This window comes from Erwinia sp. LJJL01, from assembly GCF_047300805.2.
Classification (GTDB): domain Bacteria; phylum Pseudomonadota; class Gammaproteobacteria; order Enterobacterales; family Enterobacteriaceae; genus Erwinia; species Erwinia aphidicola.
This window is the reverse complement of sequence record NZ_CP178576.1, coordinates 3,927,890-3,941,136: the sequence shown is the minus strand read 5'-3', so window position 1 is coordinate 3,941,136 and position 13,247 is coordinate 3,927,890. Positions and strand designations below refer to the sequence as shown.

Here is a 13,247-nt window from a genome sequence, read left to right as displayed (position 1 = left end):
TGCTTTTGCCCGGTCCGCGTAAACCAGCCGGACGCACTCAGGCACAATGTATTCAACCAATGCCTAATTTAGTGACAAACCTCAGGGGGTGGCACTCAGTTTGTGCGTAATTTTTCGACATTTTTGTTACTGTTATTACAGTTGTGAAAATCAGACACAGCTCAAACTCTGGCAAAAAATGTAAAGTATTGTCGTTATGCTACTGCCACCGGGCCTGTAGCGCATTGTATATTCTCTACAAAATGACATCGATTTCTCCTTTGATTGAAATCGTCAGAATGTATGAGCGGGTAGCAATATGAATATGCTGGAAAAAATTCAGTTACAACTGGAAAATTTGAGCAAATCCGAACGCAAGGTGGCAGAAGTGATCCTCGCCTCCCCGGCCACCGCGATGCACTCCAGCATTGCGCTGCTGGCACGTGCTGCCGGCGTCAGCGAACCGACGGTTAATCGCTTCTGCCACCGTCTGGATGCCAACGGTTTTCCAGATTTTAAACTCCAGCTGGCTCAAAGCCTGGCAAACGGCACGCCCTATGTCAGCCGTAATGTTGAACAGGATGACAGCGTCGAGTCCTATTCCGGCAAAATTTTCGAATCGGCGATGGCCGGTCTCGACCGGGTGAAACAGAGTCTGGACGTTAATGCCGTCAATCGCGCGGTCGACCTGCTCACCCAGTCGAAGAAAATCGCCTTTTTTGGCCTGGGCGCATCCGCCGCTGTCGCGCACGATGCGATGAATAAATTTTTTCGCTTCAATGTCCCCGTCATCTATTCAGATGATATTGTGATGCAGCGCATGAGCTGTATGAACAGCGGTGAAGGCGATGTGATGGTGCTGATCTCCCATACCGGGCGCACCAAAAGTATGGTCGAACTGGCAATGCTGGCCCGTGAAAATGATGCCACCGTGCTGGCTATCACCTCTCCCGGCTCGCCACTTGCCCGCGAGGCCACACTGGCTCTGACGCTGGACGTTCCCGAAGACACCGATATCTATATGCCAATGGTTTCCAGACTGGCGCAGCTCACCCTGATTGACGTTCTGGCCACCGGTTTCACCCTGCGGCGCGGGGCGAAATTTCGCGATAACCTGAAGCGGGTGAAAGAAGCCCTCAAGGATTCACGCTTCGAGAAAGAGAGCCTGATTTCTGCTCTGACGCGCCAGTAATTAACCGTTTTTTAATCAGTAACGACGGTAAAGGGTCGAATTCATCTGGCCCATATCATATAACTAGAGATACAGCCTAAGTAGTGCTTGCTCCCGCAACACCACACTCAAAGTCAACGGAGTTATACATGTCAAGACGTCTCAGAAGAACCAAGATCGTAACCACTTTGGGGCCCGCCACCGATCGCGATAACAACCTTGAAAAAGTCATCGCGGCGGGCGCCAATGTCGTTCGTCTGAACTTCTCACATGGCACAGCAGAAGATCACCAGATGCGTGCAGATAAAGTGCGTGAAATTGCGGCTAAGCTGGGGCGGCATGTGGCGATTCTGGGTGACCTTCAGGGCCCTAAAATTCGTGTTTCAACCTTCAAAGAGGGCAAAGTGTTCCTGAATATCGGCGAACGCTTCCTGCTGGATGCCAGCCTCGGTAAAGGTGAAGGCGACCGTGAAAAAGTCGGTATTGACTATAAAGGCCTGCCGGCTGACGTTGTCCCGGGGGATATTCTGCTGCTGGATGATGGTCGCGTGCAGCTGAAAGTGCTGGAAGTCCAGGGCATGAAGGTGTTTACCGAAGTGACCGTTGGCGGCCCGCTATCTAATAATAAAGGCATCAACAAGCTCGGCGGCGGCCTGTCTGCTGAAGCGCTGACGGAAAAAGATAAGGCTGACATTCTGACCGCAGCCAAAATCGGCGTTGATTACCTTGCCGTCTCCTTCCCGCGCTGCGGAGAAGACCTGAACTATGCGCGCCGCCTGGCGCGTGAAGCGGGCTGCGAAGCGAAAATCGTCTCCAAAGTTGAGCGTGCCGAAGCCGTTGCCAGCCAGGAAGCGATGGATGACATCATTCTCGCCTCTGATGTGGTCATGGTCGCCAGGGGGGATCTGGGGGTTGAAATCGGCGATCCGGAACTGGTCGGTATTCAGAAAGCGCTGATCCGTCGTGCGCGCCAGCTCAACCGCTCCGTGATCACCGCGACCCAGATGATGGAATCGATGATCACTAACCCAATGCCTACCCGTGCAGAGGTGATGGACGTGGCGAACGCCGTACTGGACGGCACCGATGCCGTGATGCTGTCGGCCGAAACCGCAGCGGGACAGTATCCGGCGGAAACCGTTTCAGCAATGGCGAAAGTGTGCCTGGGCGCGGAGAAAATCCCCAGCATTAACGTCTCCAAGCACCGCCTCGACGTGCAGTTCGACAACATCGAAGAAGCGATTGCCATGTCGGCGATGTATGCCGCCAACCATCTGCAGGGCGTTACCGCGATTATCACCATGACCGAATCCGGTCGTACCGCACTGATGACCTCGCGTATCACCTCCGGCCTGCCGATCTTCGCCATGTCGCGCCACGAGCGCACTCTGAACCTGACCGCGCTCTATCGCGGCGTGACGCCAGTGTTCTTTGACAGCAACAATGATGGCGTAGCGGCAGCGCACGACGCCATTAACCTGCTGCGTGAAAAAGGTTTCCTGATGTCGGGCGATCTGGTGATCGTCACTCAGGGTGATGTGATGAGCACCACCGGCACCACCAATACCAGCCGCGTACTGCGCGTCGAGTAATCCGCCATCCGATTGGGCCGCTCAGGCCCAATCTTTCTCATTTTCTCCAGGCAGTCGTGCCGCCATCCTGACTCTTTATCTCCCCGCACAAAATATTTTTCACCTATAAAACACTTTTTTTGTGACGCAGATCACACTCATGATATTAGGTTTGCTTATGCAACCTTTGTCACATTAAATCTGTTGAATGATAATAATTACTATTTATAATCTCATTCACATTACTATTACGACATTAAAAGCGGTTTAAACCCCACAAAAAGGAGTTTTATTATCCCATATCGCTAAAGCCCACGCTTTAACCTATTGACCGGAAAAACGCTACCGGCAAAAAACATTAAACATACTGAACTGACGCAGCGCGTCAGGCGGATCGTGCTGTCAGAAAAATATGACGGCTGGACTTCTTTACGCAAAAAAAGGTGACCGGTATGGTCTTTCGTTCGCAAACCGCACAGTCAGAGGCATCTTCTCTGCCGCCGGAAAAATTTATTTTCAATGATGCGCAGCTGCAAGCGTACTCACGCCAGACCGAGCGGGCAGTCGCGCTGATTGCCAGTACCTTGCACAATGTGGAAAAACCCTTTAGCGGCATCCTGCCGCATGAGCTGGCTCCGGCGTTCGCCAGCGTCGACCTCGACCGGCCACTGGGTGACGAGGAGTCCGCGCTGGCTGAACTGCAGCAGCTGTGGCTGAAGGATGCCGTGTGGTTCCACCATCCCAAATACATTGCCCACCTCAACTGTCCGGTGGTGCTCCCTTCCCTGCTGGCCGAACAGCTGATGGCCGCCGTGAACAGCTCGGTAGATACCTGGGATCAGAGCGCTGGCGCCACGCTGATTGAACAGAAGGTGATCGACTGGACGCTGAAGCGCTGTGGCCTGCCCGCCAGCGCCGACGGCATCTTCACCAGCGGCGGCACGCAGTCAAACCTGATGGCGATGCTGCTGGCGCGTGACAGCGGGTACGAGCGCAGCCACCCCGGGCGCACCATCAAGCAGAACGGGCTACCTGCCGACGCCAGTAAATGGCGCATTTTCACTTCCGGCCTCAGCCACTTCAGCATTCAAAAATCCGCAGCGCTGCTGGGATTAGGCTACGACGCGGTGATCCCGGTGGCGCACGATGACAAGTTCCGTATGGATGCCGGGGAGCTGCAGCGCGAGATTGAAGCCTGTCTGCAGCAGGGATTAATCCCGATTGCCGTGGTCGCCACCAGTGGCACCACCGATTTTGGCAGTATCGATCCCCTGCCCGCCATTGCCGCACTCAGCCGCCGCTACGGGCTATGGATGCACGTCGACGCCGCCTACGGCTGCGGGCTGCTGGTGTCAAACCTGCACCGCGAGCGGCTGGAGGGCATTGAACTGGCGGACTCGGTGACGGTGGATTATCACAAATCCTTCTTCCAGACCGTCAGCTGCGGCGCCTTCATGGTGCGCGATAAACGCCATCTGCGCCACGTCACGCATCACGCCGACTACCTGAACCCGCTCAGCGCGCAGCAGGAAGGCACGCCAAATCTGGTGAATAAAAGCATTCAAACCACCCGCCGCTTCGACGCGCTGAAAATGTGGCTGACGCTGCGCATTATGGGCGCAGAAACGCTCGGCAGCGCATTTGACGGCCTGCTGGAGCGCTGTCAGCAGGCGCACCAGCTGCTGCGCGATCACCCGGTGATGGAGGTGCTGCACGCCCCCGAACTGACCACTCAGGTGTTTCGTCTGGTGCCGAAAGCAGGCTACAGCGATGCGCAGCTCGATGAGCTGAATACCGGGGTGCGCAAGGCGCTGTTCCGCTCTGGCAATGCCGTAGTCGCCGGAACCAAAGTGGATGGCCGTCAGTATCTGAAAATCACCCTGCTCAACCCCAATACCACCCTCGCTGACCTGCAGGATACCCTCGCGCTTATCGTTCATTACGGGCGCGAGCTGCTCAGCCAGCCGCGCACAGGAGGCCAGCATCATGAGTAAAATTTACGATTTTATCGGCATTGGCATCGGACCGTTCAACCTCAGCCTTGCCTGCCTGACCGAGCCGCTGGAGGATCTCGATGGCATCTTCCTCGATCAGAATCCCGGCTTCGACTGGCACACCGGCATGATGCTGGAGAGCGCGCATCTGCAGACGCCGTTTATGGCCGACCTGGTAACGCTGGCTGACCCCACCAGCCGCTTCAGCCTGCTCAACTACATGAAGCAGCAGGGCAAGATTTACTCATTTTACATCCGCGAAGATTTCTTCCTGATGCGCAAAGAGTACAACCTGTACTGCCAGTGGGCCGCCGCTCAGCTGACTAATCTGCGCTGGAACAGCCGGGTTGATGACGTCAGCTGGGATGAGCCGCTGCAGTGCTACCGCGTGCGCAGCCACGACAGCCGCAGCGGGGAGCGCCAGCAGTGGCTGACGCGCCGCCTGGTGTTGGGCACCGGCCCGCAGGCCTGGCTACCGGAGTGCAGCAAGCCGCATCAGCAGCGCCTGACGCACTCCAGCCAGTACCTGGTGAACAAAGCCCAGCTGCAGCAGAAGCGTTCGATTACCGTACTCGGCAGCGGCCAGAGCGCGGCGGAGATCTACTATGACCTGCTGGGCGACATCGATAAATTTGGCTACCAGCTCAACTGGGTGACCCGCGCCCCGCGCTTCTACCCGCTGGAGTACAGCAAGCTGACGCTGGAGATGACCTCGCCGGAGTGGGTGGATTACTTCCACCAGCTGCCTGCGGAGAAGCGCGATAGCCTCAACGCCCAGCATAAGAACCTCTATAAAGGCATCAACAGCGAGCTGATTAACGCGATTTATGACCTGATGTACGTTAAGCAGCTGGACGGTACGCTTGACGTCAATCTGTTTACCCACTCGGCCCTCACCGCTCTGCGCTGGTTGCCGCAGGGCGAATTTGAGCTAACGCTGCATCAGCAGGAGCAGGACCGCAGCTACACGCGCCGCAGCGAAGGCATCGTCATGGCGACCGGCTATCACTATCAGCCGCCGCAGTTTATTGAGGGGATCGCCCAGCGGCTGCGCTGGGATGATAAAGGCCGCTACGACGTGCAGCGTAACTACAGTATCGACCGCAACAATCAGGTGTTTGTGCAGAACGCAGAGCTGCATACCCACGGCTTCGTCACCCCGGACCTCGGCATGGCGTGCTACCGCAACTCGGTGCTGATCCGCGAACTGACCGGGCGGGAAGTCTATCCCGTTGAGCGCCGCATCGCCTTCCAGACCTTCCCCGCCTGCGAGGAGCAGTAATATGTTGTCATCCGCTATTTTCACCACCTCACGTCCGGCGGGAGCGTTCTCGCTGCGCCCGCTGCAGCCTGAAGATGCCGCCGTAATCCACAGCTGGGTAACGCGCGACTACGCCCGCTTCTGGGGCATGCAGCAGGACACGCTGGAGCAGGTCAGCCAGTTTTATCAGCAGCTGACCGCCAGCGATCCGCACGCAGCGCTGGTTGGCTGCTGCGACGGCGAACCGGTGTTTCTCATCGAGTGCTATCAGGCGCAGCGCGATGAAGTCGGTAAGTATTATCCGGCGCGCGACGGCGACTACGGGATGCACATCCTCATCGCCCCCGCTACTCAGCCGCGTCCGCAGTTCAGCTGGCAGGTGTTTACCGTGGTGATGGACTTTATGTTCAGTCGCCCTGAGGTCCAGCGCGTGGTGGTCGAACCGGATGTCAATAACGCCAGGATCCACCCGCTCAATAAGCGTGCCGGCTTCCAGTACCAGCACCAGATTGATATGGGACACAAAACCGCGTGGCTGGCGTTTTGCCAGCGCGAAGATTACCAACAGGCACTGCAACAGGAGACGCTGACCATGACCACCCCTTCCCCGCTGCTGAGCGGCAGCCATCTGCCAGGCCCCCACTGGGAACAGGCTAACCGCCTGCTGCTGCGCAAAGCCATTGCCGAGTTCTCACACGAGCTGATTATCACGCCGCAGGCGCTGGGCGATGACCGCTATCGCCTGCCCGTTCCGGCCAGCGAGTGCGAATATCAGTTCCGCGCCCGGCGCATGGCGCTCGATCACTGGGCAATCGACGAGCAGTCGCTGCAAAAGCTGAACAACGGCGCGCCGCTGCCGCTGGATGCGCTGCAGTTTATCGTCGAGTTCAATCAGCAGATCGGTATTCCGCCTAGCCTGCTGGCGACCTACATGGAGGAGATCACCAGCACGCTGTGCAGCTCGGTCTTCAAGCTGCAAAAAAACAGCCTCAGCAGCGCCGAACTGGTTCGCGCCGATTTCCAGACGGTGGAAGCCGCCATGAGCGAAGGCCATCCCTGCTTTGTCGCCAACAATGGCCGCATCGGTTTTGATGCCCGGGATTACCTGGCCTATGCACCGGAAGCTGCCGCGCCGATCAATCTGATCTGGGTCGCGGTGCATCGCCGCAATGCGCACTTTGCCAGCCTGGATGAGCTGGAGTACCAGCAGCTGATGCGCGATGAGCTGGGCGATGCCACCCTGGCGGCGTTTCATCAGCAGCTTGACCAGGCGGGCGTGGCGCAGCAGGACTATCTGCTGATGCCGGTCCATCCGTGGCAGTGGTACAACAAGCTGCTGACGGTGTTTGCCGCCGATATTGCCGCCCGCGATATTATCTGGCTTGGCAGCGGGGATGATGTGTATCAGGCGCAGCAGTCGATCCGCACCTTCTTCAACCGCAGCCAGCCGACGAAACGCTACGTTAAAACCGCGCTGTCGGTGCTGAATATGGGCTTTATGCGCGGCCTGTCGCCGTACTACATGGCGACCACCCCGGCGATCAATCACTGGCTGGCAGAGCTGGTGAAAAATGACCGCTGGCTGCAGCAGTGCGATTTCCGCATCCTGCGCGAAGTGGCGGCTATCGGCTATCACAACCGCTATTACGAGCAGGCCATCAGCGGCGACTCGGCCTACAAGAAGATGTTTGCCGCCCTGTGGCGCGATAACCCGATGGCACAGCTGCAGCCCGGCCAGCGGCTGATGACCATGGCATCATTCCTGCACCTTGATGCCAACCAGCAGCCGCTGCTGCCTGCGCTGATTGCCGATTCAGGCCTCGACGCGGCCGACTGGGTCGCGCGTTATCTGCGCTGCTACCTCAGTCCGCTACTGCACTGCTTCTATCAGCACGACCTGGTATTTATGCCACACGGCGAGAACCTGATCCTGCTGCTGCAGAACAATATTCCGGTCAGCGCCTATATGAAAGATATCGGCGAAGAGATTGCGGTGATGAACCCGGATGCCGAGCTGCCGGATAACGTGCAGCGCCTGGCGGTGGACGTGCCGGAGCCGCTAAAGCTGCTGTCGATCTTCACCGACGTCTTCGACTGCATCTTCCGCTTTGTCAGCGCCATTCTCGACCAATCCGGCACGCTACCCGAAGCGCGTTTCTGGCAGGCCGTGGCTCACTGCGTGCAGGAGTATCAGCAGGCGCATCCACAGTTTGCCCGCAAGTTTGCGCGCTACGATCTGTTTGCCGATACGTTCCAGCGCTCCTGCCTTAACCGCCTGCAGCTGGCGAACAATCAGCAGATGATCAATCTGGCCGATCCGGCAGAGAACCTGAAGTTTTCCGGCGTATTGCACAATCCGATTGCCCGTTTTAGATAATTCATAATTGTGCAGTGTTATCAGGTAAAAATGCGGTATGTTAGCGCGGTCGCTCAGGCGGCCGCGCTTTTTTTACTTTTCATTAATTCCAGGAGGGAGCCGGAATGGCGTCATTTATCCCCATAGCAAACCTTACCCGGCGACATCTGATTTTCCCGCTGTCACTGGTGCTGTTTGAGTTTGCCACCTATATCGCCCACGATATGATCCAGCCCGGCATGCTGCTGGTGACCAGCGAGTTTAAGGTCGGCCCGGAGTGGGTATCTGCCTCGCTGACCGCCTATCTGATTGGCGGCATTGTGCTGCAGTGGCTGCTCGGGCCGCTGTCCGACAAGCTCGGCCGCCGCCCGGTGATGCTCTCAGGCGTCGCCTTCTTTATGCTGACCTGTATGGCGACCCACTGGGTGCAGAGCATTGAGCAGTTTGTCCTGCTGCGTTTCCTGCAGGGCATCAGCCTGTGCTTTATCGGCGCCGTCGGTTATGCCGCCATACAGGAAGCATTCGACGAGGCCCTGAGCGTGCGCATTATGGCGCTGATGGCGAACGTTGCCCTGCTGGCGCCGTTAGCGGGCCCGCTGGCGGGTGCGGCATTCCTTGAGTTCAGCGACTGGCGCACCATGTTCTGGCTGTTTGGCGTGGTGACCGCCGTGGCGCTGGTTGGACTGTGGCGTACCATGCCGGAAACCGCAGGCGACAGGCAGATGTCGCTGTCGCTGAAATCACTCGGCAAAGGCTACCTGGCACTGGTGAAGGACCGTCAGGTGATGAGCGGTTCGCTGGCGATCGGCCTGGTCACCATTCCCTGCCTGGCCTGGGTGGCGCTGTCGCCGGTGATCCTGATCCACGACGAGGGGCTGTCGCGCATGGACTATGCGCTGCTGCAGCTGCCGGTGTTTGTCGCGATGATTGCCGGTAACCTGACGCTGGGTAAGCTGGCCTCCCGCGTGCCGATCGACTTCCCGCTGCGTTTGGGTGCCTGGCCAATCCTTCTGGGGCTGGGGATTGCCGCCATTGCCGCGCTGATCGACGGCCACAGCTATCTGTGGCTGACTGCCGGGCTGAGCATCTATGGCTTCGGCACCGGGCTGGTCAATGCCGGGCTGTATCGTCTGACGCTGTTTTCCAGCAGCGCAGGCAAAGGCAGCGTGGCCGCGATGCTCGGTATGGTGAGTATTCTGGTGTTCGCGCTGGGGATTGAGCTGGCGAAGTTTGCTTACTTCAGCGACGGCACGCGTGCTTTCAGCCTGGCAAATCTGGCCTGTGGCCTGCTCTGGTGCTGGCTGGTGCGTGCATTCCTGCGCGAGAGAAAGCGCCGGTCGGCGTTGGATTGATAATCAGAAGGTGATGTGATGTTGTGTAGGGGCGGACCCTCTTTTTCGGTCCGCCCTTGAAGTCGTTGCGGGTCGACCAGAACAGCGGTCGACCCCTACGCGCAAACTGCTTATTTCTTCGGGTAGAGCTCTTTACGATCGTAAGGCTCCACTTCACCCGGACGACGCGTTTTGATCAGCTTGAGGATCCAGGTGTACTGCTCCGGGTTAGGACGCACAAAGATTTCGACCTCTTCATTCATCCGCCGCGCCAGTGTCTGATCGTTCACATCCACCAGATCATCCATCGGCGGGCGCAGCCAGATATCCAGCATATGCGTTTTGCTGTCGTACACCGGGAACAGCGGCACCACTCTGGCGCGGCACACTTTCATCATGCGGCCCAGCGCGGGTAGCGTGGCTTTATAGGTGCCGAAGAAATCGACAAACTCGCTGTGCTCGGCACCGTGGTCCTGATCGGGCAGATAGTAGCCCCAGTAACCCTGACGGATAGAGCTGATAAACGGTTTGATACCATCATTACGGGCGTGCATACGGCCACCAAAACGGCGACGTACGCTGTTCCAGACATAGTCCATCACCGGATCGCTCTGGTTATGGAACATCGCCGCCATCGGCTGCCCTTCGGAAGCCAGCACCATTGCCGGAATATCGACCGCCCAGCCGTGCGGCACAAGGAAGATCACATTCTGACCCGCTGCGCGCATCGGTTCGATAATCTCACGGCCGTGCCAGCGAATGCGTTTGATTGCGCTCTGCGGGCGGATAGCCAGCTCGCCCATCATCGCCATCGACTGCGGTGCCGTGGCAAACATCTCATCGACAATCTGCTCGCGCTCGGCTTCGGTCTTCTCAGGCATGCAGTACAGCAGGTTAATCTGCGCACGACGTCGCGCGCTGCGCGCCAGCTTGCCGGCAAAACGCCCCAGCGCACCCAGCAGCGGGTCGCGCAGGCGCGGGGAAACCAGCGCCAGACCAGCAAAGGCACCTACCGCCAGCCAGCTCCCCCAGTAACGCGGTAAAAGAAAGGATTTCTGAAAGGTGGGTATAAACTCAACGTTACTTTTTTTTCTGTTTTCCATGCACTGGCCTCGAACAATAACGGGCTTATGATAGTGCTGACGGGCAAATTTGCAATGTTATTGGTCATTTAGCCTCTGCCTGCCTAAAAAAAAAGCCGACGGCAACACCCATCGGCTCAGTTTTCATGCAGCTGAATTATTCAAATCGCAGCTTAGGCACCACTTCACGCACCTGCGCAAGGTAGTCGCGACGCTCTTTACCGGCCAGCCCTTCCATACGCGGCAGCTTGGCCGTTAATGGGTTGACTGCCTGATTGTTAATCCAGATTTCGTAATGCACGTGAGGCCCGGTGGAGCGCCCGGTATTGCCGGACAGCGCAATACGGTCACCGCGTTTCACCTTCTGACCTGGCTTCACCAGCAGCTTTTTCAGGTGCATATAGCGCGTCATATACTGGCGACCGTGGCGGATAGCCACATAGTTGCCCGCAGCGCCGCTGCGCTTGGAGACGATCACTTCACCATCACCCACCGCCAGCACCGGGGTACCGACCGGCACGGCAAAGTCGACGCCTTTGTGCGGCGCGATACGCCCGGTGACCGGGTTGACGCGGCGCGGATTAAAGTTAGAGGAGACGCGGTACTGTTTCACCGTGGGGAAACGCATAAAGCCGCGCGCCAGACCGGAGCCACTGCGGTCATAGAACTTGCCGTCTTCAGCGCGGATAGCGTAGTAATCTTTGCCACCGCTGCTCATACGTACGCCCTGCAGTTCGCTCTGCTCGCTTTTACCGTCCATCATTTCACGCGACATCAGCACCGCGAAGCGATCGCCTTTGCGCAGCTTGCGGAAATCCATCTGCCACTGCAGTGATTTGATCACCGCGCTGATTTCGCCGCCGGTCAGGCCTGCCGCACGGGCGCTGCTGACGAAGCTGCCGTTAACCACGCCGCTCAGTACCTTGTTCTGCCACTCACCCTGCTGCATCGCCGCGGAGGATTTAAAGCCATCGCCGGAGCGATCGTAAGTACGGGTTTCACGGCGGGAGACTTCCCAACTGAGGCGCTGAAGCTGACCATCATCGGTGAGCGTCCACGACAGCTGCTGGCCGATTTGCAGATTACGCAGATCTTTATCCGCCTTTACCAGCTGGCTGATATCAGACATATCAATGCCATACTGATTCAGTACGCTGCTGAGCGTGTCGCCGGTAGAAACGACATAGTCGTGCGTGCCGCTTTCGTCAGGCACATCCTCATCGATTTCATCTTTGGGCAGATCATCAGCAGGGGACGGCGTATCTTGATCGATAGGTTCACTGGCTTCCGGGAGCAGCGTGCGCAGCTCACTCTTTTCCAGCTCGACCGTTTTCACAATCGGGCTTTCACTGCCAGGATGATAAACGTAAGGCCGCCAGACGGTGACGGCCAGAGTAACGACGGTGAGCGACCCCAGCATGATGCGGTGAGGTCGGGGTAAATTATTGAACGCTATGGCGACAGCGCGGGCAATCTGCTGCACTTAAGTTTCCTCTATTCTCCATTCAGGCAGCTGGCATATTGGCTGGACAGCTGTGAGAGGAATGTCACATAGCTATCTTTACCTGGGGTGATGTTCGTCCCGAGTGGATCCAGCGTGCCCGAACGCACTTTGGTCCCTCTGGCAACGGCTTCAATCACGGCCGGCCTGAATTGTGGCTCAGCAAAGACGCATGCGGCCTTCTGCTCAACCAACTGTGTTCGTATTTGATGTAAACGCTGCGCGCCAGGTTGGATCTCAGGATTCACGGTAAAATGACCTAATGGGGTCAGACCGTAGTGTTTTTCAAAGTATGTGTAAGCATCATGAAAAACGAAATATCCTTTACCTTTAACCGGGGCCAGCTGATTACCGATTTTCGCATCGGCAGACGACAGTTCTGCTTCAAAGTGCTGCAGGTTAGCGTCTAGTTTGTCCTTGCTTTGCGGCATAAGTTCCAATAATTTTGCATGGATTGCAACCGCAGTTTTCTTAGCGATTTCAGGAGACATCCACAGGTGCATATTATATTCACCGTGGTGGTGGTGCTCATGCTCTTCAGCACCGCCGTGAGCATGGCCTTCATGCTCTTCCTCTTCGTCTTCTCCGCCCTTCAGCAGCAGCGCTTTTACACCCGGCAGGGTGTCCATTTCAACGCTTTTTTGTGCGGGAAGTGAAGCGGCCGACTTGGTCATAAAAGCTTCCATTTCTGGCCCAACCCAGACCACTAAATCCGCGTCCTGCAAGCGTTTAATGTCTGATGGGCGCAGCGCGTAATCATGCTCAGAGGCACCGTCGGGCAGCAGGATTTCGACCGGGGTTACGCCATCGGCAATGGCTGCGGCGATGAAGCCCACCGGCTTAACGGAGGCGACCACGGCGGCCTGGGCAGGAAGTGCAAGCGAAGCGGCGACACTCAGGCCAGCCAGCATTGAAAAGGCACGCGTTTTTTTATGTAACATAATGATTCAATCCATCGTGATTAGCTGATGGGTTGTGATATTATAACATCCGTAAACTTC

The 13,247-nt window shown here is 57.3% G+C and carries 9 protein-coding genes; 6 read left to right on the top strand and 3 right to left on the bottom strand.

From position 1 onward, the window contains the following. Window positions 1-298: 298 nt before the first annotated feature. From ACLI4M_RS19445 to ACLI4M_RS19420, 6 genes are all read left to right on the top strand, one after another. Complete coding sequence (locus tag ACLI4M_RS19445) at window positions 299-1,171, top strand: MurR/RpiR family transcriptional regulator (RefSeq protein ID WP_048915837.1); 873 nt, start codon at window positions 299-301, stop codon at window positions 1,169-1,171. A 128-nt stretch (window positions 1,172-1,299) separates the two neighbouring features. Continuing rightward, window positions 1,300-2,742, top strand: coding sequence for a pyruvate kinase (pyk, locus tag ACLI4M_RS19440; protein WP_048915836.1), 1,443 nt, complete (start codon window positions 1,300-1,302; stop codon window positions 2,740-2,742). A 431-nt stretch (window positions 2,743-3,173) separates the two neighbouring features. Further along, window positions 3,174-4,715, top strand: a complete 1,542-nt coding sequence (locus ACLI4M_RS19435) for a pyridoxal phosphate-dependent decarboxylase family protein (RefSeq protein ID WP_133623797.1) — start codon at window positions 3,174-3,176, stop codon at window positions 4,713-4,715. Then, window positions 4,708-5,997 (top strand): lysine N(6)-hydroxylase/L-ornithine N(5)-oxygenase family protein, encoded by a 1,290-nt coding sequence (locus ACLI4M_RS19430; protein ID WP_301292162.1) that lies wholly within the window; start codon window positions 4,708-4,710, stop codon window positions 5,995-5,997. The genes ACLI4M_RS19435 and ACLI4M_RS19430 overlap by 8 nt, the downstream gene beginning before the upstream one ends. 1 nt (window position 5,998) lies before the next feature. After that, entirely contained in the window at window positions 5,999-8,353 is a 2,355-nt protein-coding gene (locus tag ACLI4M_RS19425; protein WP_133623799.1) for a GNAT family N-acetyltransferase, read from the top strand. Between the two features lie 104 nt (window positions 8,354-8,457). Continuing rightward, entirely contained in the window at window positions 8,458-9,684 is a 1,227-nt protein-coding gene (locus ACLI4M_RS19420; protein WP_048915831.1) for an MFS transporter, read from the top strand. A gap of 110 nt (window positions 9,685-9,794) precedes the next feature. On the opposite strand, the gene lpxM is transcribed toward ACLI4M_RS19420, so the two are convergent. From lpxM to znuA, 3 genes are all read right to left on the bottom strand, one after another. Further along, window positions 9,795-10,766 carry a lauroyl-Kdo(2)-lipid IV(A) myristoyltransferase gene (gene lpxM, locus ACLI4M_RS19415; protein WP_133623800.1) on the bottom strand — a complete coding sequence of 324 codons (972 nt, stop codon included), beginning with the start codon at window positions 10,764-10,766 and terminating at the stop codon, window positions 9,795-9,797. 136 nt (window positions 10,767-10,902) lie between these two features. Continuing rightward, complete coding sequence (gene mepM, locus ACLI4M_RS19410) at window positions 10,903-12,228, bottom strand: murein DD-endopeptidase MepM (RefSeq protein WP_133623801.1); 1,326 nt, start codon at window positions 12,226-12,228, stop codon at window positions 10,903-10,905. 11 nt (window positions 12,229-12,239) lie between these two features. Continuing rightward, window positions 12,240-13,187, bottom strand: a complete 948-nt coding sequence (gene znuA, locus ACLI4M_RS19405; RefSeq protein ID WP_133623802.1) for a zinc ABC transporter substrate-binding protein ZnuA — start codon at window positions 13,185-13,187, stop codon at window positions 12,240-12,242. Window positions 13,188-13,247 lie beyond the last annotated feature (60 nt).